The sequence below is a fragment of the Halorussus halobius genome (assembly GCF_004765805.1).
Lineage (GTDB): Archaea > Halobacteriota > Halobacteria > Halobacteriales > Haladaptataceae > Halorussus > Halorussus halobius.
Genome location: NZ_ML219773.1, coordinates 1,267,700 through 1,291,967, shown reverse-complemented (window position 1 = coordinate 1,291,967; position 24,268 = coordinate 1,267,700). Strand labels below are relative to the sequence as shown.

The window sequence follows — 24,268 nt, the reverse complement described above, 5'->3', positions numbered from 1 at the left end:
GGCCCGACCTCGTGCCGAGACGTGCGGGCGGTCTCACGCCGAGTCATTCGACGCCGACAGCGACCAGTTCCTCGCCGGCCCCGACGAAGAGTTTGTTGCCGACCACCGCGGGCGCGGAGCGAATCTCGCCGTCGAACCGAATCGTCCAGCGCTGTTCGCCCCCGTCGGCGGTAACGGCGTGGAGCGTCTGGTCCATCCCGAAGTAGACGGTGTCGACGCCCACGACCGGAGCCGACCGGTCCTGGCTGCCTTCGAGCGAGTACGACCACAGGCGCTCGCCGGTCTCGCGGTCGAGCGCGAACGCCCCGTTGGCGTTCACGACGTACACCGACTCCTCGTCGACCGCGACGGAGTTTCTGATGCTGGAGTCGAAGTCCGCGCTCCACAGGTGTTCGCCCGACCCGGCGTCGAGCGCGACGAGGGTCCGTACGTGTGCCGAGTAGAGGGCGTCGTCGGCGGCGGTCGGGAACGCGGTGGCGTACCCGCCGTCCTCGATCTCGACGGTCCACTGCGGGGAGCCGTCGGTCGGGTCGACCAAAGACACGTAGTCGTCGTGGCCGACGTACGGGAGACCGTCGTGGACGACCGGCCCGTAGACGTCGGTGTCCGTTCGGTCGGTGTCGAGAGGGTCCTCGGTCTTCCAGACGACTTCGCCGGTTTCGCGGTCGAACGCGTGCAATATGTCGTCGTCGTCGTGAGTCACCACCGAGACGGCGTAGAGGTGGGCGTCCGTCACGACCGCGGTGGTCCGGTTGCTCCGCGGGTTGCCGGTCTGCCACAGTTCGTCGCCCGAAAACGACAGCTCGTAGTGTCGGGTGTTGTGGTCGCCCCAGTTGAGCGACGCGTACAGCCTGTCCTCGTGGACCGCCAGCGACCGGACGAACCGGCTGTTGGTTATCGACTCCCTGAGTTCCCACTCTTGGTCGCCAGTGCGGGCGTCGAGACAGACCACGCCGTCGGCGTCGTCGCCGATGAAGACCTTCCCGTCGGCGACGACCGGCGACCCCACGTGGTCGCTGGCTCGAAACCGCCAGACTGTCCGTGGGTCGGTCGCCGGCCCGTAGTCGTCGGTGTTGCCAGTCGCTCCGAGGTCGCCCATGTAGCGTTCCCACCGGCCGTCGACCGAGTCGAACGGTTCGGGCGTGGTCGTGGTTTCGGGTGTCGATTCGGTCGTGCGGTCGTCGGCCACGATGTCGCGGCTCTCCTCGACGAGGCCGGTACAGCCGGCGAAACCGACGCCGACGCCAGCCGCCGCTCCGAGGACGGCCCGACGCGTGTGCGATCTCATGTCGACATCCGGTGACTGTCCGTCGACGGACAAAAATCGCCGGGTTTCGCTGAGTCGGCGGGTCGGCCGGCCCGACCGTGACGTCGAACAGCGAGCCGCGAGCGACCCCGGGAGCGAGCGACGCGACTGACGGGGGGTCGCCGTCGCCGAGAGCAGTCACAACCGCTTGCTCACGTACGGCCCGTCCTGATGGTAGCCCAGCTTCTCGCGGTAGTACTCGCGCGCGCCGATGCCCGAGATGACGCTGAGCTTGTCGTAGCCCGCGTCGGCCGCCATCGCCTCGGCTTTCCGGAGGAGCTTCCGGCCGTAGCCCTTGTGTTGCCAGTCGTACGATTCGTCGCCCACCTCCACCATCGGGCCGTAGACGTGCAACTCGCGGACGAGTGCGGCGTTCGCCAGTTCCCGACGCACGGGATTGCCGGGTTCGCGTAGCCGGCAGAACCCTATCAGGAGGTCCTTCTCGGGGTCCTCGTAGCTGATGAAGTGTTCGGTGCCGCCGGCGGCCTCGTAGGTCAACACGTCGAGGTCGACGGTCTCGGGGTCGGCGTCGTTCATCCCGACCTCGCGACACCGGATGCAGTCACACTCCCAGCCGTGGTCGTCCATCCGCTGGCGGGCCAACTGGCGGAGGTTCGACTTCCAGACGCCCGCGTCGATGAAGTCGGCGGGGATGTCCCGTTGCACGCGCTGGAGCCGGGTGTACTTGGGAATCATCGACTTTATCTCGGCGACGAGTTCGGCCGCCTCCTCGTTGCGGAGCGGTTCGTACTCGTCGCGGTGCCACGAGTCGTAGGTCGCGGTCCCCCGGACCACTAGCGTCGGGTATATCTTGAGGTAGTCGGGCCTGTACTTCTCGTCCTCGAACAGCCGCCGGAAGTCCGCCAGACACATCTCCTTGGACATGCCGGGCTGGCCGGGCATCATGTGGAAGCCGACCTTGAACGCCGCGTCCCGGAGCCGCCGGTTGGCGTCGATGGAGGCCTGTACGCCGTGGCCGCGGTGCATCTCGCGGTTGATGCGCTCGTAGGTGGTCTGGACGCCCACTTCGACCTTCGTGCCCCCCAAATCGAGCATCCGGTCTATCTGCTCGGGGTCACACCAGTCGGGCTTGGTCTCGAAGGTGATACCGATGGCCCGCACGTCGTTTTGCTCGTTCTCGGCGATCACGTCTTCGAGGTACCGAAAGTCGACCGTCTCGGGGTCGGGCGCGAAGCTCTCGTCCTCGGCGGGCTCGGGTTCGGCGTCGGCGTCGTAGTCGTTCATCGCTTCGAGCGCGCGCTTGACGAACCACTCCTGATAGTCGTGGCTCCGGGCGGTCATCGTCCCGCCCATCAGGATGAGTTCGACCTTGTCGACGGGGTGGCCGATTTCCCGGAGCTGTTCGAGCCGCAGAGTCACCTGCCCGTACGGGTCGTAGTCGTTCTGGACGCCGCGCGCGGCCGCCGGCTCGTGGCCGGTGTAGCTCTGAGAGGAGGAGAACTCCGAGCCGGGGCCGCCCGGACAGTAGAGACACTTGCCGTGGGGACACTGGTGGGGACTGGTCATGATGGCGACCGGCGAGACGCCCGACGCGGTCCGGACGGGCTTGCGCTGGAGGACTTCCTGCAAGTCCTCGCGGCGCTCGTCGGGCGCGTAGTCGAGCAGTTCGGAGTTCTTCGGGACCTTGGGCGACGAATGCTCCGAGCAGACCGACAGCTTCTCGCTCTCCAACTCGTCGCGCTCGACTTCGCCCGCGAGGATGCGCTCGACCAACTCCTCGCAGACTCGCTCGAACGCCTCGGTCTCGGTGGCGTCCGGCGTCTCGGTACTCATTGGGTCGTATTTGGGCGGTTCGGGTGGATAAGAGTGTCGTCTACGAATCTCCGGAGTGCGACGGTCGAACAAGCCACCGGCCGGCGGGATACGGGCGGGACGTCCCGAGATGCGATCGTCGTCGTCAGTTTCACCGGTGGGCTGTAGAAAGCGTCCTGCCCCTTTCGGTCCCACCCGACGGCGGTTCGGAACGCGAGCGAGCCCGACGGCAGTTCGACGTGAGCGATGCTGATGGTGAGGTGGGTATCGTGACGTGATGGTCGACGACCGCGACGAGGAAGGAGAACTCGTACGCTACAACTGTTCGGCGATAGCCTCGACCACGGCGTCGAGCGCGGCGTCGCGCTCGCCGACGAGGAACTCGATGCGACCGTCGCGAGTACCCTTCGCCGCGATGCCGGCCTCGGGGGACTTCTCGTCGGCCGCGTCGGCGACCGCGCGGGCGTTCACGCGACCGTCGCTCCGGACGCGAATCTCGTCCTCGTCGAATCCGAGCGTGACGTGGTGGTCGCCCGGCGCGTCTCCGGCACCGAGTTCGCGCCGGTGAATCTCGTCGAGCAGGAGGTCGGTCGGCGGGAAGTCGAACCGGTGGGTGAACGCCTCGGTGTCGAGGACGGTAAAGGAGACGTCGTTCTCGCCCCGGATGGCGAGGTTGGGCTCGACGGTCTCGATCTCGGTCTCGAGCTTCGTCCGGAACTGCTCGGCGACGTGCTCGGCCAGGTCGCGCTTGTCGTGCTCGAACAGCAGGTCGGTGACGAGTTCGCGCTTGTCCTCGTAGGACTGGTAGTACGCCTCCAGCGCGACCGCCTCGCGGAGCGCGTCGGTGTGGGAGTCCTCGTAGTCGGCCTCGGCGGCGAGGTCGACGTACGCCTCGGGGGCCTCGTCCCAGTAGCTCACGGCCGGCAGGTGGGAGACCCCGCCGCGCACGTCGTCGTTGACGTGGGCCGCGAGGTTCGCGCCGAGGACGCCCGCAGTCACGTCGTCGGCGTCCGCGCCGTCGAGGTGCGGGTTCACGACCACGTCGGCGAGGTCGGCCACGCCCTCGTCGGGCGAACCCGCGTCGACGACGACGCGGGGCGTGTCGTAGACGTCGAGCAGTTCGAGCCCGTCGGCCGACTCGACGGTGCTGCCCGCCCCGACGACCACGAACAGCGGGAGCTTCTCGTCGTGGCGCTCGCGGTTGTCGAGCATCTGGGTCACGTCCTTCGTGGCGTCGGCCATGTCGTAGTCGCCGCCTTCGAGCGGCCGCCGGTCGAAGTAGTGGTACTCGGCGTCGCTCTGGGCGTGCTCGTCGCGCACCAGCGGCAGGACCGCGCGCTCGATTGCCGCCCCCGCGACGTAGCCGTCGGCGGTGGCGTCGTGGCGCACGATGACCGGCCGGGACTCGATCACGGCCCGGCGGACGGTCTCGGCGGCGTCGCGGATGCGGTCGTGGACGGCCGCCACCGGCTCGTGGTCGGCCAGCAGGTCGACGTCGTCCGGACGAGCCTCCTCGCGGAGCGCGTCTTCGAGTCGGGTCTCGACCGCCTCGCGGTCGTCGCCGTCCAGCTCCGTGAGGTCGTCGGTCTCGACCTGCAACTCGTTGTGCCGGAGTTCGACCTCGCCGTCGAGGCGCACGAAGTCGCCGGTCTCGACCTCGGGGTAGGCCCGGACGCCCGCCTCCACGAACGCGGCGCAGTCGACGGTCGCCGACTCGTCGCGGACCTCGAAAATCGTCGGGCCGCCGGTCTGGCGCGCCCCGACGACCTCGCCCTCGATGCGGACGGTCTCGTCGACGCGGTCGCGCAGCGTGGCGATCTGGACCCGGGACGGCTCGGACTCGTCGGTCGCCGTTTCGGCGTCGGTCCCCGAGTCGGCGTCAGTCGTCGCGTCGGTCGACGCGGCTTCGGTCTCGTCGGTCGACGCGGATTCCGTCTCGTCGGTCGACGCGGATTCCGTCTCGTCCCCGTCGGTCCGGGCGGCCGCACCTGCGCCGTCGGTCGAGGTCTCGCGGCCCTCGTCGGCCCCGGCGGCGTCCCCGTCGTCGGGCTCGTCGGGGAGGACCGCGCCGCGCTCGGGGTCGTCCAGCAGTTTGCCCCGGAACTCGCGTTCGGACTGGCGGAGCGACCAGCCGAGGTCGACGTTGCCGTTGTCGCGGACGCCGGTGACCTGCACGAACACCTCGTCGCCCTCGTCCCAGTCGAGCGAGTCGAGTCGCCTGTCCAGTTCGCTCCGGTGGAGCAGCCCCGTCACCTGATCGCCGACGTTGACGAAGACGCCGAACTCGGCGAAGCCGTCGACAGTTCCGCTGTAGTACCGACCCGGCGTCAACTGATTCGGGTTGTTGCCGGTGAACTCGAAGAGGACGTCCTGCTCGTGGCTCTCGCAGATCGCGCCGTCGGCAGGAGCCCCACAGATGATACACGAACCCATCTTATACGCGGCCAAAATAGCCCCGGCCTAAAACGGTTGTCGAAACGAATCCGGACGGGGTCGCGCCACCGGCCTACTCCTCGGGGCCGTCCTCGAACGCCTCGACGCCGGGGAGTTCCGCGACGCCTTCGTGGGTACCGACGTAGTCGGCGTCGGCGACGGCCCGCTCGAACTCCTCGACGCGCCGGTACTCCCGGACCGTCAGGACGTGGCCCTCGTCGGCAGCGAACACGATCTCGTCGGTGCCGTCCGGGTGGCGGTAGTGGTCGGCCTTCCGGTGGTCGTCGGTCTCGTCGGATGCCATCCGATAGACGGCCAACGTCGAGTTCCTTAAAGGTGGGTCGGCGAACGAGAGCGGTGACGGGTGGGCGGCGGGTCGGTCACTGCATCTCGGCCAGTCGCTCGACCCGCGCCAGCGAGTCGGCGTCGGCCGGGTCCTTGTCCGACCGGACGCCGAGGAATCGAGGGAATCGAAGGGCATAGCCCGACGAGTAGGTGGGCGACGCCTGTATCTCCTCGTAGCCCACCTCGAAGACGACGGCGGGCTCGACGTCTACCGATTGGCCGTCCTGGCTCCTGACGTGGGGGTCGAGCAGGTCCGTCAGGTCGTCGAGTTGCTCGTCGGTGACGCCCGTGGCGACCTTGCCGATGGTCTCGAACTCCGTGCCGCCCCCGCTCGCCCTGTCCTCGCCGCCGTCCGGCTCGTCGGCCCGCGCCGACAGCAGGAAGGTGCCGAGGACGTTCGCCCGGCGGCCCTCGCCCCACTCCGCGCCCGTGACCACGAGGTCGAGGGTCTCGACGTCGGGTTTGCGCTTGAGCCAGTTTTTCCCCCGGCGACCGGGCGAGTACGTCGACTCGGGGTCCTTGAGCATGATGCCCTCGTGGCCCGCGTCGAGGGCCGCCGCCTCGACGTCGGCGATCTCCTCGGCGTCGTCGGCGACCCACAGCGCGGAGACGCCCGAGGACGGGTCGGTCGGGTCGGTGCTGTCCGCGCCCGCTGGGCCCGCGGACCCGCCGGCGAGCAGCGATTCGAGTCGCGCGTGGCGGTCGGTGACGGGGTCGCCGAGCAGGTCGTCGCCGCCCGCGTGGAGACAATCGAAGACGTACAGGTCGAGTTCGACTTCCTCGCGGGCGCGCTCGACGTCGTGTTTCCGGCGGAACCGCCGCAACACTTCCTGAAACGGCAGTGGGTCGCCGTCGTCGGTGGCGACGACCTCGCCGTCCAGAATCGCGGGCGCGTCGAGGCGTTCGCGGACGAACTCGACGACCTCCGGGAGCGCGTCGGTCACGTCCTCCATGTTGCGCGAGAAGACCGCGACCTCGCGGTCGTCGGTCGCGCCGCCAGCCCCGGCCGCGGCGTCGTCCCCGGCGTCCCAGTCGAGACCGTCGGGGTCGTGGTGGACCTGAACGCGCGCGCCGTCGTACTTCCACTCGACGGCGGCCTCGCCCCAGTCGTCGAGCGCGTCGGTGACGGTGCCGGCCTGCGCGAGCATCGCCTGTACGGGACGCCCGACTTCGAGGTCCATGGCGTCCAACCCGGCTTCGCCCTCGTCGCGGGCGACGCGGGCCACCTCGCCGTAGTCGTTCGACACCTGGAGCGCGCGCTCGACCGCCGCGACCGGCACGTCGAACGCGGCGGCGACCGCGTCCCGGACGGTGCCCTCGCCGACGCCGATGCGCATCTCCGAGAGCACGAGGCGCGCCAGATACCGGGCCTCCTCGCTGCTCGCGCGGTTGAACAACCCGAAAAGGACGTCTATCTTCGTGCCCTGGCTTCCCGACCCCTCGACCGCCGCGAGGCCGTCGAGTTCGTCGGCGACCTCGGCGACGGTGAGGTCGTTCGTTCCGCCATCGCCGACGTCGTCACGCCCGTCGCCCCCGGACGCGAACGCTCCCAGCCCGCGCTGGCCGCCGAAGTCGTAGCTCGCCGCGACCGCGCCGATGTCGCCCACGTCCGCGAGTCGCCGTTCGACGTCCGCAGCAGAGACGTTGGTGCCGGCGGCCCGCGCGATGGCCTCGTAGCAGTAGTTCGGCCCGACGTCGAGGGTTCGCGAGGACCACGCCGGGAACACCCGCCCCTGGACGAACCGCGCCAGCACGGGGAGGTCGTCGCTCGCGGTCTCGTCGCCCGGGGCGCGGCGGGCCTCGCCCGCGGTCTCGAACAGGGCCGTCACTCGCTCGGTTATCTCGGTGTCGGCGCTCAGCGACTCGACCTCGGCCGCCGCGGCCGCGAACTCCCCGAACTCCATCGACCGGGAGTACTTACCGGGTGAATTTAAACGCCGCGGGTCGGTCCCCGCTCGCGACGCCGTTCGCGCGTTCGCCATTGGCCTCGTCGTCGAACGCTCCTCCGCTCGGCACGGGCGGCGTCGTCGACGTCCCGGCCGTCTCGGGTCCGAATCCAGCGCGGCGCGCGAGGCGTCGAGCGACGCCCGATAACCGCGGTGGCCCGTGGTTTCAAGACCGTTCCGGGAGACGTGGCGGGTATGCCCGAATCCGACCTCGCGACCCGGGTCGAGGAGGTGCTGTCGGTCGACCCCGACCAGTTCCAGTCGCAGGTCGACCAGGAGGCCGCGGTCATCGTCGAGGAGATAGACGACGGGACGTTCGACAACCCCCAGGCCATCGTCGGGTTCGAGTACGAGTTCTACGCGGTCGACGCCGGGACGGCCGAACTCCGCCGGGTCCCCCGGCAACTGCTCGACCTCATCGGCTTCGAGAAGGAACTGGGGCTGCACAACGCCGAGATGTCGACCAGCCCGCAGCCGCTCAATCCCCACGGACTGGCCGCCCAGGAGGCCGAGGTGAAGGCTCGGCTGTCGGCGGCCGAGGACCGCACCGGCGCGGAGGGGATGCGGCTGGTCAGCGACGCGATGTGGACCATCCCGCCGGAGGGCGAGACCGCCCGCGAGTACCTCACCGACAGCGTGGCCGACCGGGGCGTCCAGGTCGCCTCGAACATGAGCGACGCGGTCCGGTATCACGCGATGGCCAACTCCGAGGCCCGGACCGCCATGGAACTCGACGCCCCGCACGTGAGCCTCGACGCCGACACCGTGATGCCCGAGAGCCTCATCACCTCCATCCAGCCCCACTACCAGGTGCCCCACGCCCGGGACCTGCCGACCTACTTCCAGTACGCGCTCCGGGTCGCCGGCCCCCTGCTCGCGCTCGGGGTCAACTCGCCGCTGTTCCCGCCGGACCTCTACGACGCCGACGCGAGCCCGGAGGCCATCCTCGACGACGGCTGGGACGAACACCGCATCGGCGTGTTCGAGACCGTCCTCAACAGCAGCCCCGACGACCGCGACAAGGTTCGGTTCCCGCGCGACTTCGAGCGCGTCGAGGAGGCGGTCGAGCGCATCGCGGCCGACCGGACCGTCGTCCCGATGCCGGTCGAGACCAGCGACCGGTTCGACGACGAGTTCGCCCACTTCCGGCACAAGCACGGCACCTACTGGCGGTGGGTCCGGCCGGTGTTCGGCGGTGCCACGCGGTCGGCGGCCAACGCCCGCATCGAGTTCCGTCCCATCGCGGCCCAGCCCACGGTCAGGGACTCCATCGCCTTTCAGGCCGCGTTCGCAGGCCTGCTCGAATCGACGTTCCGGCGCGAGCATCCGGTCCGACACCTCGACTGGGTGGTCGCGCGGGACAACTTCTACGACGCCGCCCGCGAGGGACTTGCGGCCGACATCTACTGGATAACCAACGCGGGCGAGGAGACCACCGACCACGAGGACGTGTACGCCGACATCTTCGCCCACGCCAAGGACGGCCTCCAGTTGCGGGGACTCTCGGACCAGCAGGCCGCCAAGTACCTCTACCCGCTCCGCCAGCGCGCCCGCCACCGCGTCACGCCCGCCAGTTGGAAGCGCGAGCGGGTCCGCGACCGACTCGCCGACGGCGAGCCCTTCGAGGCGGCGGTGTACGGGATGCAGCGCGACTACGTCGACCGGCAGGCCGAAACGCTCATCGACGCGACGTTCGCCGACTGGGTCGGCCGGGGCGACACGGAACTGACTCGCGAGGAGTGAGACGGCCACCGCGTCGTCGAGTTCCGCGAGAAAGGAAAGCCTCAGTCGCAGCCCCAGCGTCTACAGCGGGTCGTCGTAGTCCTCGTAGTCCGATATCTCGACGCCGTCGGCGTCTATCTCGGCGAGCCACATGCCGTTGCCCGTGGCGGTGTCGCGCTCGACCGCGCTCTTGAGCGCTCGGATCGCCACCTCGCGGGCCTCGTCCTGACCGAGACCCTCCTCGAACTCCTGCTCGAGGACGCCGAGCGCGAACTGCGAGCCCGAGCCCGAGACGCTGTAGGTCTCCTCGGTCATGCCGCCCAGCGCGTCGTAGGAGTAGATGTGGCCGCCCTCCTCGTCGACGCCGCCCAGTACCGGAACCGTGACGAGGAAGCTCCCCGAGCGCAGGAGGTTGCTCGTCAGCGTCGAGAGCGCCTGCATGCTCATGTCGTCGCCCCGGCGGGTCTCGTAGAGGTTGTTCTCCACTTCGAGCGTCTGGATGAGCGACTGGGCGGCCGACACCGACCCGGAGATGGTGAGCGCGCCGGCCGGGTGGATGGCCTCGACCTTCTGGGCGGTCTTGCTCGAGACCATGGTCTGGAGGCTCGCGCGCTTGTCGGTGACCATGACGACGCCGTCGGCCGTCGTCAGGCCGATGGTCGTGGTCCCGGTCTTGAGTTCCTTGACCTCGGAGGCGTCGACCTCGCGGTCGGGAAGCGAGCCGAGTCGGGGCTCGTGGGGGTCGACGCTGTCGGATTCGAGACGTGCCACGTTCTGGGAGAAGTCGGAACCTTGCATAGGTGCTGGCATTACCGAACCGTAGGCCGCCAGTACGGATAAATCCCACTCTTCAGGAAGACGATTCGACGGTGCGTGGAACGTCCGCGAGAAGCCGGGTCAGACCGCCGCGTCGTACGCGTGTTCCAGTCGCTTCACGATTCTGTGGGCGGGCAGCGTGACGCCGAGCCGCCGGGTCAGCACGGCCAGGGGCAGCAACGCGATGCTGGCCGCGACGCTAGTCTGGTACAGGGCGAACAGTATCGCACGGGTGAGCCGCGTGTGCATCGGGGTTCGTACCTCGAACGGCCCTCGGCCAACCGTACGTATAAGAATTGCTGAATTCAGATTACATAATTATCTATCGCAGTGATTTCGGGTCGCTCCCGTCGTGCGATTCAATTCCACTTGCGGAACGTCCAACGAGGGCAGGACTCGGTGGCGCGCGAACGTAGGCGTCGAACTGGCGACGTCGGGCGTACGCATAACTTATGGGGATTATCCGGCTCACGTGCGCGCCCGACTCGCGGTCGTTGACCGACCCGCGAGTCGGGCAGCGCAGTTCCGCGACTGGCCGGGCGCGCGAGCGCCGGGCCGAAACCAAAAAGAACGAACCCTCTCGGAACGACCGGCGAGTATGAGCAACTATCTCGTTGCGATGGAGGCGGCGTGGCTGGTTCGGGACGTCGAGGACGTCGACGACGCCATCGGCGTCGCGGTCAGCGAGGCCGGCAAGCGGTTGAACGACCAGGACATGGACTACGTCGAGGTCGAGGTCGGCGCGACGCCGTGCCCGGCCTGCGGCGAACCGTTCGACGCGGCGTTCATCGCAGCCGGCACCTCGCTCGTCGGCCTCCTCCTCGAAATGAAGGTCTTCAACGCCGAGGGCGAGGAGCACGCCCAGCGCATCGCCAAGAGCGAGGTCGGCGGCGCGCTCCGGGACGTCCCCCTCGAAGTGGTCGAGACCATCGAGTACGAGGACGAGGAGGACGTGGAGTTCGGCGACGAGGGCGAGTAGTCCCTCGCCGCGAATCGCAGTCCGAAGCTTTATCTATAACCAGTAGTTATCGGATGGCATGGAACTGCCGACGCCCCAGGACGTCCGGGAGCGCCGGACCGAACTCGGGTTGACCCAGAGCGAACTGGCCGACCGCGCGGAGGTCTCCCAGCCGCTCATCGCCCGCATCGAGGGCGGCGACGTCGACCCCCGGCTGTCGACGCTCCGGCGCATCGTGGACGCCCTCTCGGAGTCGGAAGGCGACATCGTGCGCGCCGAGGACCTGATGCACGAGGCGGTCGTGAGCGTCGACCCCGACGACTCGGTGAGCGAGGCGGTCTCGACCATGCAGGACGAGGGGTTCTCCCAGCTCCCGGTCATCAAGGACGGCATCCCGGTCGGCTCGATCAGCTTCGAGGACCTGATGAGCGTGGGCGAGGACGCCCGCGACCAGCCCGTCCGGGAGTTCATGGGCGAGAGCTTCCCGACCAAGTCCCGGACCGCGACGCTGGACGAACTCAGCACCGACCTGGGCCACCACAAGGCGGTCGTCGTCACCGAGCGCGGCGAGACCGTCGGCATCATCACGGAGGCCGACATCGCGGCGCGGTTGTCCTAATCCTATCGCAGTGGTTCGGGGTCGGTCACCTCCGGAACATCAAGTATTATCATCACAGCCCTCACACTCCCGGCCATGACCGGCTTCTCCGACAGAGTCGAGCAGGTCTCGATCAGCGGCATCCGCGAAGTGTTCGAGGCGGCGGGCGACGACGCCATCAACCTGGGACTGGGCCAGCCCGACTTCCCCACGCCCGAACACGCCCGGCAGGCCGCAGTCGAGGCAATTGAGGCGGGCGAGGCCGACGCCTACACCTCGAACAAGGGGACCCGGGAGCTTCGGGAGGCCATCAGCGCGAAACACGAGCGGGACAACGACCTCTCGGTCGACCCGGCGGACGTCATCGCCACGGCCGGCGGGAGCGAGGCGCTCCACCTCGCGCTCGAAGCCCACGTCGACGCGGGCGAGGAGGTCCTCATCCCCGACCCCGGCTTCGTCGCCTACGACGCGCTGACCCGACTCGCGGGCGGCGAACCCGTTCCCGTGGCGCTACGCGAGGACCTGACGCTCGACCCCGGAGCGGTCGAGGACGCGATCACCGAGGACACCGCCGCGTTCGTGGTCAACAGCCCGGGGAACCCGACCGGCGCGGTCCAGAGCGAGGAAGACGTGCGGGAGTTCGCACGCATCGCCGACGAACACGACGTGCTCTGTCTCTCCGACGAGGTGTACGAACACATCGTCTTCGAGGGCGACCACCACTCGCCGATGGAGTTCGCCGAGTCGGACAACGTGGTCGTGGTCAACGCCTGCTCGAAGACCTACTCGATGACGGGCTGGCGGCTGGGCTGGGTCGCCGCGAGCGAGCGCCGCATCGAGCGCATGCTCCGGGTCCACCAGTACGCGCAGGCCTGCGCCTCGGCCCCGGCGCAGTTCGCGGCCGAGGCCGCCCTCGCCGGGCCCCAAGAGCCCGTCGAGGAGATGGTCGCCGCGTTCGAGGAGCGCCGGGACGTGTTGCTCGACGGCTTCGCCGACATGGGAATCGACTGCCCGACCCCGAAGGGCGCGTTCTACGCCATGCCCGAGGTTCCCGACGGCTGGGTCGACGAGGTCATCGACCGGGGCGTCGTGGTCGTGCCGGGCGAGGCCTTCGGCGACCACGGCGCGGGCCACGCCCGCATCTCGTACGCGACCGACCTCGAGACGCTGAAGGAGGCCATCGAGGTCATGCGCGGGGCGACCGAGGCGATTCGGTAGGACGGAGCCGTTCGGTAGGACGGAGCCGTTCGCCGACCGCGCCGCTCACGCCAGTCGGTCGAACCGGTCGCGGGCGCTCGCCAGCGCGTCCGCGTCGGCTTCGCGGAGGTATCGTCCCACGTCCCGAGCGGCCGCCACGAGACGGTCGGCGGTGGCCGGCTCCACGTCGCCCTCCAGCGCCCGCACGCGCTTAACGTGGGTTTCGAGCGTCGCCAGCGCGTTCCGGGCGGCCTGCGCGTCGACGCCCGTCCCGGCGCTCGCGTCGTCGGCCGCCGCGTCGAGCCAGTCGCTCATCTCGCTCCGGTACTCCCCGGCGGCGTCGGCGGCCGCCAGCCCGCGAATCGGATGCATCGACGCCGGAACTTCGTCGGACGCGGGCCGGGTCGGGCCGTCCTCGGCGTCGGCGCTCCGGAGGAGTTCGAGGAAGTACCACTCCTCGTCGTCGCTCACGTCGAGTCCGCGCCGCACCACGTCGGCCGCGTGGCGGAGTTCCTGCGCGGCGAGATAGGTGTCGTCGAGTGCGAGCAGGTCGCCGCCACGGACGAACCCGCGCTGGCGGACGTAGGCGCGAGCGACCTCGCCCGCGCGGTCGGCGACCTCTCGCAGGGGTTTGGCGTCGACCAGTTCGCGCGCTTCGCTCAGGTCGAACTCGGCGGGGCTGTCGGTGTGAAGCCGGCGCTCGTCGTCGACGCCGACGCTCCGGAGGCTCCCGCAGTCGGGACACTCGACGCTCCCGGTGTCGTAGTAGGACCACCGCGCGCCACAGTCCCCACACTCGCGCTGGCCGCGAACCTTCATGCTCGCTCGTTCGAGCGCGCGCCACAAAACACGGTCGCTCTCTACGCGGGACGGCTCGATTGTCGCGGGCGGTGTGCGCTGTCAAACGTGGTTCCATTCGGCGCGCTTTCAAGAACTGGTGCGTCCGGCGCGCACTGGCTCTTATCTTCCACGTCGGCGCGCGCTGGTGCGACCCGCAAGTGGTCGCGCCAACTCGCGCGAGGGACGACCGAACGAAGTGAGGGAGGAGGCTGGGGAGGCGTGAGGTTCGCGGTCGCGGTGCTGAGCGGTGCGGTTCTCATATGTCGAGGCAGTAGCTAGCCTCGTCCGTCCTGAAACAGCTGGAGACGATGCGAAGAAGCTAGCTACTGCTTGAGCCGATGAGTGACCGCAACCGCGACCGCCCAGCGGGAGCCTCACGCCTCCCCAGCCTCGGGGCGCACGAGCGCGCCCCTCCCTCGCGCAGTTGGCGCGACCACTCGCGGGTCGCGCCAGCGCGCCTGACTGGACAGTTGACGTGGAACGTCCGTCGACTGCGTGCGGAGCGCCAGTGACCTCCGACCGTCGAACCCGACCCCGAGGACCGACGGGATTTTCTACCGGCGCGCGCAACCGGTTCCCGTGAACGTACGGGGCGAAGTCGTCGAGGCGGGCGAACCAAAGACCGTCGACACGCAGTACGGCGAGCGCGACCTCGCCGAGGTCACGGTCCGCGCCGAGGACGGCGACAGGCGCGTCACGCTGTGGGGCAAGTGGACCGAGAGCGCCGCCCTGCTCGAACCCGGAATGGAACTGCTGGTGACCGAGGTCGAGACCGACGAGTACCGGGGCGAGACCACCTACGCCACCGGCGGGGACTCGTACGTCGTGGTCGAGCCCGCCTTTCTGGTGGACGTGACCGACGTCCGGTCGTGGGTCCAGTGCCCGCGCATGTACTACCTCAACAAGCTCTCGGGCGTCCCGCTGGCGTACCCCGTGGTCAAGGGGACCATCGTCCACGAGGTGTTCGGCGACCTGCTCCGCGGTCGTGACTTGGACGAGTCCATCGAGGAACGCGTCGGCGAGGCCGGCCTCGAACTCGGACTGCTGGGACGCGAGCGCGAGGAAGTCGCCGAGGAGGTGCGCCAGAACGCCAGCGCAATCGAGGGCTGGCTCCAACAGGGCGCGCTGACCGAGGAGGACGACTGGCGGAGCGAGCAGACGCTCATCAGCGAGCGGTTCGGCATCAAGGGCCGGGCCGACGCGCTCCGGCGCGGAATGCCGGTCGAACTCAAGACCGGCAAGAACCTCAAGCGCGACCCCCGGTTTCAGGACAAGATTCAGGCGGCCTGCTACGGGCTCCTCCTGGAGGAGAAGGGCGTGCCGGTCGACACCGGCACGCTGCTGTACACCAAAAACAGCGCGCTCGACCGGAGCGAGGCCGACGGCGACCTCTCGCCCGCCAAGGAGTTTTCCATCGGCGACGGCCTCCTGAAGTTCGTGGTGCGAACGCGCAACGAAATCGCCGCCATGGAGTACGACTCGGACGTGCCCACGGGGTACGAGGCCGACGCGACCTGCGAGTACTGCTTCGAGCAGGACACCTGCATGGTGGTGTCAGGCCGGCTCGACCAAGAGTCCAAAGCGGGCCAGATCGGCGAGGCCATCCCCGAGGCCGAGCGCGAGTACTTCGACCGCCTCTACCGACTGATAGAGGACGAGCGCCGGGCGACCCACCGCGAGTACGCCAAGCTCTGGGAGCAGACCGCCGCCGAGCGCGCCGACGACGACCGCGCGCTGGTCGACCTCGAACCCGCCGGTCGCCGCCAACTCGACGGCGGTCGGTGGGAGCTACGCGCCGACCGGACCGGCGGAGCCGTCTCGAAGATTCGGGAGGGCGACGTGGTGCTGGCCAGCGACGGCGACCCCGTGAACGGTCACGCCGAGTTGGCGAGAGTCGAGCGCTTAGACGAGGAAGTCGTCGTCACCGCCGACGAACCGGTGGCCGTGCGGCGACTCGACGTCTACCCCTCCGAGCTGTCGGCCGACCGGATGCTCACCGCGCTCCACGACTTCCTGCTCAAGGGCGACCCCCGACGGAAGGACGTGCTGTTCGGCCGCGAGGACCCCGAGTTTGCCGAGGACCCCCGAGACGACGACCCGACCTACGTCGACAACAACGAGGCCCAGAACGAGGCGGTGAACCTCGCGGTCGACGCCGAGGACTTCGCGCTGGTCCACGGCCCGCCGGGCACCGGCAAGACCTACACCATCGCGCGGACGATTCGTGCGCTGGTCGAGGACGGGAACAGGGTCCTCCTCTCGGCGTTCACCAACCGCGCGGTGGACAACGCGCTCGAAGCCCTGCGCGACCAGGGGTTCGAAGACGGCGTTGCGGCGGAGGCGCAACGAAACGGAGGCGGTGAAACCGCCGACCTCGTCCGGGTCGGGACCGAGAGCGGCGTCCGCGAGGACATGCAGGACCTCCGACTGGAGCAAGCGGGCGACCCCGGCGAGCGCGCGGCGGAGCTACGGGAGGCAAGCGTCGTGGCCGCGACGACCGCGACCTGCGGGTCCCGCGTGATGCGCGAACAGTCGTTCGACGTCGCGCTGGTCGACGAGGCCTCGCAGCTCACCGAACCCGCGACGCTGGCGGCGGTCAACCTCGCCGACCGGTTCGTCCTCGTGGGCGACCACGAACAGTTGCCGCCCGTGGTCCGGTCGGGCAGCAGGGACCGCGAGAGGTCGGCGGCGTCTCGACCCGCGAACGAGACGGGCGGGCCCGCGAGCGACGGTCCGGGAGCGACCGACCTCTCGACCTCGCTGTTCGAGCGCCTCGTCGAGACCCACCCCGAGGCCAGCGTGCTGCTCGACCGCCAGTACCGGATGAGCCAGCGCATCCAGTCGTTCGCCTCGCGGGAGTTCTACGACGGCGAGTTGCGCCCGGCGACCGGCGAGGTCGCGGGCCAGCGACTCGCGGACCTGCCGGACGTCTCGGTCGACGAACTGTCCCCCGAACTCCGGAACGGCGGCGTCTCGTTCGTGGACCCCGACGGGCGGGCCGAGGGCAACACCAACCCCGAGGAGGCCGACTGCGTGGCCCGCGTGGTCGAGGCGTTCCTCGCGGCGGGCGTCGACCCGACCGAGGTCGGGGTCATCGCGCCGTTCCGCGCGCAGGTCGCGGAAATCGGCCGCCGAACCCCCGACGGCGTGACCGTCGACACGGTGGACCGCTTTCAGGGGTCGAGCAAGGAGGTCGTCGTCGTGTCGTTCGTCGCCACCGACGACCTCGATAGCCCCATCTTCGAGGACTACCGGCGAATCAACGTGGCGCTGACCCGCGCCAAGAAGTCGCTGGTGCTGGTCGGCGACGAGGCGGCCCTGCGGACCGACGAGTTCTACGACCGGATGGTCGAGTGGGCGACCTAACGGGCCAGGCCCCCGCGTGCCGGCGGGCGGACCGCGAGACGGGCCGCCGCCGGTCGAGTCCCCCGGACTCATAGGCACGGGAGCCGAAGGGCTGCCCATGCGAGACGAGGAGGAGATTCGCGAGCAGTACGAGTTCCTGAAAGAGCACCTCGACGACGAGGAGATGCGCCACGAGGGCGTCCGTCAGATGTTCACGTACTACAAGCGTGCGCTCGGATGGGCGTTGGAGGAAGAACACATCTGACGGCCGACGGGGACAGGGTGGCGTCTCCCGGTCGGAGACTGCGGTTTCGCTCCGAAACCGGTGCGCGTCACCGAGGACGTTAGCTTTAAGGTGCTAGGGCGGCTTGGTTCAGTTGACGCTTCGCTTGGAGGGCCGAAGCGTCAGCGGGGACCAATTCAGGGCGGCAAGCGGTCTCGCGGGGCGTTTTCACCCCCGCGCGTTCCGCTTTCCTTTCCATATCCGTTTTCACGACTCGTAGCGACGGGTCCGTGGCTCGATTACTCGGCGGCGCTGCTACACGCTGGCGACTGGTAACCGTCCGCGAACGACTCACTCGATGTCGAGCGACGCGTCCGACCCGTCGGCACCGCTCGCGTCCTCGTCCCACTCCAGCTCGAACTCCACGCTGAGTTCGCCCGGGCCGCCACCGCCGGGCGTCTCGCGCTCGGCTTTCACCTCGAAGGTCGGCTCCGTCGGCGGGTCGAGCGTCACCGACTGGTCGCCCGCCGACAGCGTGACCGACCCGCCCGCCTCCAGTTTCTCTGCGACGGTCCTGAGGTAGGCCGCGACGTCGTCGCGGGACGCGCGCTGCTCGGTCTCGAAGAGGACTTCTTCGGGCATACGCGAACCGATGGGGTCGCCGGACATAAGTCCGCGGTCGCTCGCGAGCCCCGCCGGACGAGGTCACCGTTCGCGACCGCGACCGTCCGATTCGGCGCGTCTCGGACGTGCCCGTCCGGCGTCGGGGACGGTGGGCCGTCATCTTCTTGGAGGTCGCCGGCCTGATTGGTACGGTACCGATGTACGACCTGACGGGGTTTCAGCGGGACCTGCTGTACGCCATCGCCGGGCTGGACGAACCACACGGGCTGGCCATCAAGGAGGAACTCGAATCGTACTACGAGAAGGAGATTCATCACGGCCGGCTCTACCCCAACCTCGACACCCTCGTCGACAAGGGCCTCGTCGAGAAGGGACAACTCGACCGCCGCACCAACTACTACGCCCTGACCCGGCGCGGGACCCGCGAGATCGAGGCCCGCCGCGAGTGGGAGTCCCAGTACGTGAATCCCAGCGCGGAGGCCTGAGGCCGGCGAGAGTCCCGAGCATCCACACCCCGACGGTCGCCGGCCCGGCGCAGGTCCGCAGTCCCGTCAGTCGTCGTTGGGCGGCTCGCTGACCGGTTCGTCCAGCGGCTCGTCCCGTCCCGAGTCGGACGGGGAGCCGCCCGACCCGGTCGGGTCGGTGGCTGGTTCCGCGGTCGAGCGTCCGTCCGAGTCCGTTCGAGCGGTCGCGTCCGTCCCGGCACCATCGGCCGCCGTCCCCTCGCCGGCGGTGGGGTCCCCGACCCCGTCGAGGAGGTAGGTCGGGTCGACCGCCCACGGTTCGATGGGCTGGCCCGCGACCAGTTCCGGGAGCACGATGCGGACGAAGTGGACCACCAGCACGAGTACCATCGGCCCGAGGAAGATGCCGTACCAGCCGAACAGCAGCGGGCCGAAGATGTACGCCAGCATCACCATGCCGAGGTGGAGGTTCCGGCCCGAGACGTACGGCCGGAGGACGAGGTCGGGGATGGAGTCGACCACCACGAACGAGGCCACGAAGAACGACATCGGGAACCACAGCACCGTCGGGTCGCCGGTCGCGACCCGGACGCCGAGGTACGCCGACACCGGGAAGTAGACCAGCTTCATCCCGACGATGGGAACGAGGCTCGCCGCCCCGGTGAGCAGGCCCAGAACGGTCGGGTAGGGCACGCCCAGTCCGGCGGGCGCGGCGAGGTCGAGCGCGTTGTAGGTCGCCGCGCCGATGATGCCCGTGACGAACGCGTTCAGGATGTTGCCGAAGAAGATGCTGTTGAAGTCGCGGTCGACCGCCCGGACGTACGTCGTCAGCACGCCCCTCTCGTCGGCGAACTGCCGGCGGACGAACCGCGAGAGCCGGTGGTCGTCCCGGAGCAGGTAGAACGCGAGGACGATTATCACGAACAGGTGGAGCGCGCCGGTGCCGAGGACGCCGGCGTACTCCAGCGCGGCCATCCCGACGTCCTGCAACAGCGCCGGGTCGGGGTTCGCCAGCAGCTCCTCGGGGCTGCGCGCGAGCGACGAGATGTCCACGTAGGGCCTGATGGCCGACTGGACGAGCGCGACGTCGATCCGTCTGACGAGCCTGTTGAACTCCTGGAGCGCGATGGCTCCGGTGTATGCCATCAGGAGCAAGACCGGCAGCGCGAGCACGAGCAGCGACGTCCCGGCAGCGAGGCTCGGCGGCCGGACCCGCCGGCGGATTCGCCGGTACACCGGCCGCGTGGCGTAGTAGACGAAGATGCCGAAGACGAAGGTGCCGACGAACGAGTAGAACACGAACAGTATCGCCGCGCCGAGCGCCAGCCCGACGAGCCACCACCCGACCCGCGAGCGCTCGACGTTCCAGCCGGCCACCATGTTCCCGCCAGCGAAGCGATAGGATAAAAATCTTCGCAGTGAGACCGCCGCCCGTCCCCACGAGTGACAAGATTTACCCCCGGCTAATCGCTCGGTTAGCACATGGCGTTCCGACCGGCCACCTATCCGACCGCCGGTGGCGAACCGTCGCGGACGCACGTCGCGAACCGCACGCGCCCGGTCCCGCCCGCCCGCCCGGGTCCGTCGAGCGAACCGTCGAATCGCCGCGCCGACGCCGCGCCCGCCCGGAGCCGATTCGGATGAGCGACCGCTCGCGCCTCGCCGTAGTCGTGTGGGGCGTCCTCGTCTCGCAGGTGTTGCTGTACCCCGGGCTGGAGTCGACGGTCGTCGCACTGGGCGGCGGGGACGGCATCCTCGCCCGGACGTGGTTCCTCGTCGCGGAGTTCGGCGCGTTCGTAATCTGTGCGGTCCTCTGGGGGCTGTTGAGCGACGCACTCGGCGTCCGAACGCCGCTGGTCGTCCTCGGGGGAGTCGGCGGCGCGGCCAGCTACCTCGGGGTCGCGCTGGTCCCGCGACTCGAACTCGGATTCGGCGCGGTACTGGTGTTGCGCGTGCTCGGCGGCGCGTTCACCATCGGCGCGTTCTCGCTGGCGATCACGATGCTGATGGACCTCTCGTCGGGCCACGGCCGGAACATGGGCGCGGCCGGCACCGCCATCGGGCTCGGCGCGGCGCTCGGGTCGGTGGTCGGCGGCCAGCTCGCGTCGGTCGACCCGCTCTGGCCGGTGTACGGCGGCGCGGCCATCCTCGCCGGCGTCGCCGCCCTCGCGGCGACTGTTCCCGACCGGAGCCCCGGCGACGGCCTCCCGGTCGACGCGCTGGTCGACCGCGTCCGCGCCCGTCCCGACCTGCTCGTCCCGTTCGCGTTCGGCTACATCGACCGGCTGACCGCGGGCTTTTTCGCGCTGACCGGCGTGGCCTACTTCCAGGACGCGTTCGAGGGCGTCGGGCCGGCGCAGGCGGGCGTCACGCTCGCGCTGTTTTTCCTCCCGTTCGCGGTGTTGCAGTACCCGGTCGGCTCGCTCTCGGACCGAATCGGCCGGTTCCTGCCGGTGGTCGGCGGGTCGACGCTGTACGGCGTCGTCATAATCGCGGTCGGGCTCGCGCCGAGCTACCCCCTCGCGGCCGGGCTGATGGTCGTCGTGGGCGTCTGTGGCGCGTTCGTCTCGCCGACCACGATGGCGCTGGTGACCGACATCGTGCCGCCCGAGGAACGGGGCGCGGCGATGGGCGGATTCAACGTGTTCGGGAGCCTCGGGATGCTGAGCGGCTTCCTCGTGGGCGGCCTCGTCACGAGCGCGTACGGCTACCTCCCGGCGTTCCTCGCGGCCGGCGGACTGGAGATAGCCATCGCCCTCCTCGCCTTCCGGCCGGTCCGGCGCATCACCTCCGGGCGAGGCCGACCGTCGGCCCGCGCGGTCGACGACTGAGCGAGCGGGGGCCCGCCGAAGGGGGCCGCACGGGGACGGCGGCCCGCCAGCAGTTATTTGATATCGGAGGCGAAACCCCCGGAAGTCACGTGCCAGCCATCCACATCGAGGCGCTCCGGAAGACCTACGGCGGCGTCACGGCCATCGACGACCTCTCGATTTCGGTCGAGGAGGGCGAACTGTTCGGGCTGCTCGGGCCGAACGGCGCGGGCAAGACCACGACGATGGAGGTGCTGACCGGCCGGACCGTCCCCGACGCCGGCGAGGTCGCGGTGGCGGGCGTCGACCCGGTCGAGCGCCCCACGGCCGTCCGCGAGCGGGTCGGCATCCTGCCGGAGGCGGCGTCGCCGCCGAGCTTCCTGACCCCGCGCGAGTACTTCGAGTTCGTCGGCGCGGTTCGCGGGATGCCGGACGAGACGGTCGACGAGCGCGCCGGGACGTGGGCCGACCGGCTCGGCCTCGCCGACCGGCTCGACCACCTGTCGTCGGACCTCTCGCGGGGCCAACAGCAGAAGGTGATGGTCGCCGCCGCGTTCCTCCACGACCCCGACGTCGTGTTCATCGACGAGCCGCTGGCCAACCTCGACCCCATCGCCCAGGAGCGGGTCAAGCGGTTCCTGCGCGACTACCGCGAGGCGGGCAACACGCTGGTCCTCACGACCCACGACGTGGACGTGGCGGCCGACCTCTGCTCGCGGGTCGGCGTCGTCTACGGCGGCGACCTCGTCGCGGACGTGCGCCCGGCGGACCTGCCGGCGGGCGAGACGCTGCTCGACGTGTTCCTCGACCGGGTCGACGAGACGGTCGAGCGGGGTGCCCCGCTCCATGGCTGACGGTCGGACCCGCCGAGCGTTCCGCGAGATGGTCCGCGAGGAGTGGCGACTCCACAGCCGGCTGTTCGGCGGCGGCCACTTCGCGGCGTTCCCCGTGCTGGTCGCCGCCCTCGCCGCCGGCGGGGCCGCGCTGCTCGCGAGTACGGGGACGGCGACCGGGACGGTCCTGGCCGGGCTCCACGCGCTGGCGTTCGTCTTCGGCCTCCACACGGGGTCGGTCGGCCTCGTCGGCCGGGACGCGCTCGACGACCTGCTCGGGGACGTGACGCTGCTGGTCTCCTCGGCCCGGACGCTCCCGCTGTCCCCGGGCCGGCTGCTCGGCGTCTTCGTCCTCAAGGACGTCGTCTACTACGCGTTGCTGTTCCTGTTCCCGATGGCGCTCGGAACGGCCTCGGGGCTGCTCGGCGTCGGCGAACTGGGGCCGCTGGTCGCGGCCGAGCTCGCGCTCGGCCTCTGGGCGAGCCTCGCCGCGACGTTCGTGCTCGGCATGGGAACGACGCTGACCGGCCTCGGCCTCTCGAATCGGGGCGTCCGGGGGCTGGCGCTGCTGGCCGCTGTCGCCGCGGCGGCCGCCGCCGCGTGGGTCGGCGGGGTCGACCTCCTTGCTTACACGCCCTACGGCGCGTTCCGCGACCCGACGCTCCCGCACGTCGGCGCGGCCGCGGCGCTGGTCGTGACGGTCACGGTCGCCGGAGCCGCCGCCGTCGACCCGGCCGCGAGCCGACCGGCGCGCACGGTCGCCCCCGCGTTCCGGCGGTGGCTGGCCCGGGTCGGCGACCCGGTCGCGGCCAAGACGCTGCTCGACCTCCGCCGGAGCGCCGGCGGCGTCGGGAAGGTGGGCTTCTCGGCGGCCGTCCTGTTCGGGGTCACGGTCGGACTGGTCGACCTCGCCGGCCGGATAACCGGCGTCGCGCCGTCCGTGGGCGTCTCGTTCGGGGCGGTGCTGGGCCTGTCGGGGTTCACGACCTACAACTGGCTCACCCAGTCCGAGGACGTCGACGCCTCCCTCGCCCACCCGCTGACCGTGGGCGACGTGTTCGCGGCCAAGTTCCGGGCGTTCGTCCCGCTCGGGCCGCCGGTCGGCCTCGCGTTCTACGCGGTGGCGCTCGGCTGGCTGGGGACGCCGCCGCTCGAAGCCGTCGTCGGGGCCGTCCTGCTGGTCGGCGTCGCCTGCTACGTCGTCGGGACGACCGCGTATCTCGCGGGGCTGTCGCCCAACGAGTTCCTCTTCGACGCCGGTCCGTTCGCCGCCTTCGGCGCGGCGATGGTCGTCCCGCTGGTTCCGATCCTCGTCGTGGGGTTCGCGCTCGCGCCCGTCCCGACCGGCCTCCTCGCCGGCGTCGGGCTCGCGGGCGTCGGGCTCGCGGGCGTCGGCGTGGCGCTCTATTGGCGCGCGATTCCGAAGTGGACGCGCCGCTATCGCCGGGACTGACCTCCGACGGCGTCGTCGCACTCACGGAGAAGACTTATCACTGACTGACCGATTAGTCAACGGTATGAGCCAGACGACCTCGCGGAAACGACCGTGGCTCGCGGTCCTGCTCGCGGCGGTAGCTACCGGGCTCGGCCACCTCTACCTGCGGCGGTGGCGGCGCGCGCTGGGGTGGCTCGCGGTCCTGTTCGGCACGACCGCGCTGTTCGTCGAGCCGGCGACCCTCGACGCGCTCGCGAACGGCGAGGCAGTGAACGTCGGGGCCATCGCGCCGGTGTTGGTCGCCGGCAGCCTCAGCATCGCCGACGCGTACGTCCTCGCTCGCGCTCACAACTCGGCGCGTCTCGCGTCCGAGGCCGCCGGCGACGCGACGCTCGACGGCGACGTTTCGACCGGCGAGGCGCGTGACGACGAGCGCCCGGCGTGCCCCGACTGCGGGCGCGACCTCGACCCGGAACTCGACTTCTGCCACTGGTGTAACACCGAGGTCGGCGGTCGCGACGCATCCTGACCGGATTCGGCGGTCGATTCCGACGGGCCTAGCAGGTTCGACGCGGTCGGAGCCTCGACGATGCGGAACGA

At 70.0% G+C, this 24,268-nt stretch carries 21 protein-coding genes; 11 read left to right on the top strand and 10 right to left on the bottom strand.

Features of this window, described 5'->3' with window-relative positions; genetic code table 11:
• Positions 1 to 43: 43 nt before the first annotated feature.
• The 5 genes from EPL03_RS06520 to ligA all read right to left on the bottom strand — a co-directional run bounded on the left by EPL03_RS06520 (position 44) and on the right by ligA (position 7,761).
• On the bottom strand, positions 44 to 1,288 hold the full coding sequence (locus EPL03_RS06520) for an outer membrane protein assembly factor BamB family protein (RefSeq protein ID WP_135828509.1): 1,245 nt from the start codon (positions 1,286 to 1,288) through the stop codon (positions 44 to 46).
• A gap of 156 nt (positions 1,289 to 1,444) precedes the next feature.
• Positions 1,445 to 3,100: a tRNA uridine(34) 5-carboxymethylaminomethyl modification radical SAM/GNAT enzyme Elp3 gene (locus EPL03_RS06515; protein ID WP_135828508.1), complete on the bottom strand. Its 1,656-nt coding sequence runs from the start codon at positions 3,098 to 3,100 to the stop codon at positions 1,445 to 1,447.
• A 294-nt stretch (positions 3,101 to 3,394) separates the two neighbouring features.
• Positions 3,395 to 5,512, bottom strand: a complete 2,118-nt coding sequence (locus tag EPL03_RS06510) for a DHH family phosphoesterase (protein WP_135828507.1) — start codon at positions 5,510 to 5,512, stop codon at positions 3,395 to 3,397.
• A gap of 73 nt (positions 5,513 to 5,585) precedes the next feature.
• Complete coding sequence (locus EPL03_RS06505) at positions 5,586 to 5,816, bottom strand: hypothetical protein (RefSeq protein ID WP_135828506.1); 231 nt, start codon at positions 5,814 to 5,816, stop codon at positions 5,586 to 5,588.
• A 76-nt stretch (positions 5,817 to 5,892) separates the two neighbouring features.
• The gene (gene ligA, locus EPL03_RS06500; protein ID WP_135828505.1) at positions 5,893 to 7,761 is read right to left on the bottom strand and encodes an ATP-dependent DNA ligase LigA; all 1,869 of its coding nucleotides are present in this window, start codon (positions 7,759 to 7,761) and stop codon (positions 5,893 to 5,895) included.
• 237 nt (positions 7,762 to 7,998) lie between these two features.
• Between ligA and EPL03_RS06495 the strand changes: the two genes are divergently transcribed.
• The gene (locus EPL03_RS06495) at positions 7,999 to 9,546 is read left to right on the top strand and encodes a hypothetical protein (protein ID WP_135828504.1); all 1,548 of its coding nucleotides are present in this window, start codon (positions 7,999 to 8,001) and stop codon (positions 9,544 to 9,546) included.
• Between the two features lie 60 nt (positions 9,547 to 9,606).
• Here EPL03_RS06495 and EPL03_RS06490 read toward each other — a convergent pair whose 3' ends face one another.
• Both EPL03_RS06490 and EPL03_RS19840 read right to left on the bottom strand, forming a co-directional pair.
• Positions 9,607 to 10,335 (bottom strand): Ntn hydrolase family protein, encoded by a 729-nt coding sequence (locus EPL03_RS06490; RefSeq protein WP_135828503.1) that lies wholly within the window; start codon positions 10,333 to 10,335, stop codon positions 9,607 to 9,609.
• Positions 10,336 to 10,422: 87 nt separating this feature from the next.
• Positions 10,423 to 10,590 carry a hypothetical protein gene (locus EPL03_RS19840; protein WP_168216194.1) on the bottom strand — a complete coding sequence of 56 codons (168 nt, stop codon included), beginning with the start codon at positions 10,588 to 10,590 and terminating at the stop codon, positions 10,423 to 10,425.
• 349 nt (positions 10,591 to 10,939) lie between these two features.
• Here EPL03_RS19840 and EPL03_RS06485 point away from each other — a divergent pair, with 349 nt between their 5' ends.
• From EPL03_RS06485 to EPL03_RS06475, 3 genes are all read left to right on the top strand, one after another.
• Positions 10,940 to 11,320, top strand: coding sequence for a DUF555 domain-containing protein (locus EPL03_RS06485; RefSeq protein WP_135828502.1), 381 nt, complete (start codon positions 10,940 to 10,942; stop codon positions 11,318 to 11,320).
• A gap of 58 nt (positions 11,321 to 11,378) precedes the next feature.
• Complete coding sequence (locus tag EPL03_RS06480) at positions 11,379 to 11,918, top strand: CBS domain-containing protein (protein ID WP_135828501.1); 540 nt, start codon at positions 11,379 to 11,381, stop codon at positions 11,916 to 11,918.
• A 75-nt stretch (positions 11,919 to 11,993) separates the two neighbouring features.
• Positions 11,994 to 13,115 (top strand): pyridoxal phosphate-dependent aminotransferase, encoded by a 1,122-nt coding sequence (locus EPL03_RS06475; protein WP_135828500.1) that lies wholly within the window; start codon positions 11,994 to 11,996, stop codon positions 13,113 to 13,115.
• A gap of 45 nt (positions 13,116 to 13,160) precedes the next feature.
• Here EPL03_RS06475 and EPL03_RS06470 read toward each other — a convergent pair whose 3' ends face one another.
• Entirely contained in the window at positions 13,161 to 13,913 is a 753-nt protein-coding gene (locus EPL03_RS06470; protein WP_135828499.1) for a DUF7117 family protein, read from the bottom strand.
• Between the two features lie 600 nt (positions 13,914 to 14,513).
• On the opposite strand from EPL03_RS06470, the gene EPL03_RS06465 reads away from it, so the two are divergent.
• Both EPL03_RS06465 and EPL03_RS19835 read left to right on the top strand, forming a co-directional pair.
• Positions 14,514 to 17,300: an AAA domain-containing protein gene (locus tag EPL03_RS06465; protein ID WP_135828498.1), complete on the top strand. Its 2,787-nt coding sequence runs from the start codon at positions 14,514 to 14,516 to the stop codon at positions 17,298 to 17,300.
• A gap of 97 nt (positions 17,301 to 17,397) precedes the next feature.
• Positions 17,398 to 17,544 carry a hypothetical protein gene (locus EPL03_RS19835; protein WP_168216193.1) on the top strand — a complete coding sequence of 49 codons (147 nt, stop codon included), beginning with the start codon at positions 17,398 to 17,400 and terminating at the stop codon, positions 17,542 to 17,544.
• Positions 17,545 to 17,853: 309 nt separating this feature from the next.
• On the opposite strand, the gene EPL03_RS06460 is transcribed toward EPL03_RS19835, so the two are convergent.
• Positions 17,854 to 18,144 carry an amphi-Trp domain-containing protein gene (locus EPL03_RS06460; protein WP_135828497.1) on the bottom strand — a complete coding sequence of 97 codons (291 nt, stop codon included), beginning with the start codon at positions 18,142 to 18,144 and terminating at the stop codon, positions 17,854 to 17,856.
• A gap of 179 nt (positions 18,145 to 18,323) precedes the next feature.
• On the opposite strand from EPL03_RS06460, the gene EPL03_RS06455 reads away from it, so the two are divergent.
• Positions 18,324 to 18,611: a helix-turn-helix transcriptional regulator gene (locus tag EPL03_RS06455; RefSeq protein ID WP_135828496.1), complete on the top strand. Its 288-nt coding sequence runs from the start codon at positions 18,324 to 18,326 to the stop codon at positions 18,609 to 18,611.
• Positions 18,612 to 18,677: 66 nt separating this feature from the next.
• Here EPL03_RS06455 and EPL03_RS06450 read toward each other — a convergent pair whose 3' ends face one another.
• Positions 18,678 to 19,970 carry an AI-2E family transporter gene (locus EPL03_RS06450; protein ID WP_135828495.1) on the bottom strand — a complete coding sequence of 431 codons (1,293 nt, stop codon included), beginning with the start codon at positions 19,968 to 19,970 and terminating at the stop codon, positions 18,678 to 18,680.
• 260 nt (positions 19,971 to 20,230) lie between these two features.
• Here EPL03_RS06450 and EPL03_RS06445 point away from each other — a divergent pair, with 260 nt between their 5' ends.
• The 4 genes from EPL03_RS06445 (at position 20,231) to EPL03_RS06430 (ending at position 24,197) form a co-directional block, all read left to right on the top strand.
• Complete coding sequence (locus tag EPL03_RS06445; protein WP_135828494.1) at positions 20,231 to 21,421, top strand: MFS transporter; 1,191 nt, start codon at positions 20,231 to 20,233, stop codon at positions 21,419 to 21,421.
• An 89-nt stretch (positions 21,422 to 21,510) separates the two neighbouring features.
• Positions 21,511 to 22,254, top strand: coding sequence for an ABC transporter ATP-binding protein (locus EPL03_RS06440; protein WP_135828493.1), 744 nt, complete (start codon positions 21,511 to 21,513; stop codon positions 22,252 to 22,254).
• The gene (locus EPL03_RS06435; protein ID WP_135828492.1) at positions 22,247 to 23,686 is read left to right on the top strand and encodes a hypothetical protein; all 1,440 of its coding nucleotides are present in this window, start codon (positions 22,247 to 22,249) and stop codon (positions 23,684 to 23,686) included. Before EPL03_RS06440 ends, EPL03_RS06435 begins: the two co-directional genes overlap by 8 nt.
• A gap of 64 nt (positions 23,687 to 23,750) precedes the next feature.
• Complete coding sequence (locus tag EPL03_RS06430; protein ID WP_135828491.1) at positions 23,751 to 24,197, top strand: zinc ribbon domain-containing protein; 447 nt, start codon at positions 23,751 to 23,753, stop codon at positions 24,195 to 24,197.
• The last annotated feature ends 71 nt before the right edge of the window (positions 24,198 to 24,268 follow it).

Excerpts from the sequence above, each read along its gene's own strand:
- EPL03_RS06520 (WP_135828509.1), bottom strand. The coding sequence starts at position 1,288 with ATGAGATCGCACACGCGTCGGGCCGTCCTCGGAGCGGCGGCTGGCGTC.
- EPL03_RS06515 (WP_135828508.1), bottom strand. The coding sequence starts at position 3,100 with ATGAGTACCGAGACGCCGGACGCCACCGAGACCGAGGCGTTCGAGCGA.
- EPL03_RS06510 (WP_135828507.1), bottom strand. The coding sequence starts at position 5,512 with ATGGGTTCGTGTATCATCTGTGGGGCTCCTGCCGACGGCGCGATCTGC.
- EPL03_RS06505 (WP_135828506.1), bottom strand. The coding sequence starts at position 5,816 with ATGGCATCCGACGAGACCGACGACCACCGGAAGGCCGACCACTACCGC.
- ligA (WP_135828505.1), bottom strand. The coding sequence starts at position 7,761 with ATGGAGTTCGGGGAGTTCGCGGCCGCGGCGGCCGAGGTCGAGTCGCTG.
- EPL03_RS06495 (WP_135828504.1), top strand. The coding sequence starts at position 7,999 with ATGCCCGAATCCGACCTCGCGACCCGGGTCGAGGAGGTGCTGTCGGTC.
- EPL03_RS06490 (WP_135828503.1), bottom strand. The coding sequence starts at position 10,335 with ATGCCAGCACCTATGCAAGGTTCCGACTTCTCCCAGAACGTGGCACGT.
- EPL03_RS19840 (WP_168216194.1), bottom strand. The coding sequence starts at position 10,590 with ATGCACACGCGGCTCACCCGTGCGATACTGTTCGCCCTGTACCAGACT.
- EPL03_RS06485 (WP_135828502.1), top strand. The coding sequence starts at position 10,940 with ATGAGCAACTATCTCGTTGCGATGGAGGCGGCGTGGCTGGTTCGGGAC.
- EPL03_RS06480 (WP_135828501.1), top strand. The coding sequence starts at position 11,379 with ATGGAACTGCCGACGCCCCAGGACGTCCGGGAGCGCCGGACCGAACTC.
- EPL03_RS06475 (WP_135828500.1), top strand. The coding sequence starts at position 11,994 with ATGACCGGCTTCTCCGACAGAGTCGAGCAGGTCTCGATCAGCGGCATC.
- EPL03_RS06470 (WP_135828499.1), bottom strand. The coding sequence starts at position 13,913 with ATGAAGGTTCGCGGCCAGCGCGAGTGTGGGGACTGTGGCGCGCGGTGG.
- EPL03_RS19835 (WP_168216193.1), top strand. The coding sequence starts at position 17,398 with ATGCGAGACGAGGAGGAGATTCGCGAGCAGTACGAGTTCCTGAAAGAG.
- EPL03_RS06460 (WP_135828497.1), bottom strand. The coding sequence starts at position 18,144 with ATGCCCGAAGAAGTCCTCTTCGAGACCGAGCAGCGCGCGTCCCGCGAC.
- EPL03_RS06455 (WP_135828496.1), top strand. The coding sequence starts at position 18,324 with ATGTACGACCTGACGGGGTTTCAGCGGGACCTGCTGTACGCCATCGCC.
- EPL03_RS06450 (WP_135828495.1), bottom strand. The coding sequence starts at position 19,970 with ATGGTGGCCGGCTGGAACGTCGAGCGCTCGCGGGTCGGGTGGTGGCTC.
- EPL03_RS06445 (WP_135828494.1), top strand. The coding sequence starts at position 20,231 with ATGAGCGACCGCTCGCGCCTCGCCGTAGTCGTGTGGGGCGTCCTCGTC.
- EPL03_RS06435 (WP_135828492.1), top strand. The coding sequence starts at position 22,247 with ATGGCTGACGGTCGGACCCGCCGAGCGTTCCGCGAGATGGTCCGCGAG.
- EPL03_RS06430 (WP_135828491.1), top strand. The coding sequence starts at position 23,751 with ATGAGCCAGACGACCTCGCGGAAACGACCGTGGCTCGCGGTCCTGCTC.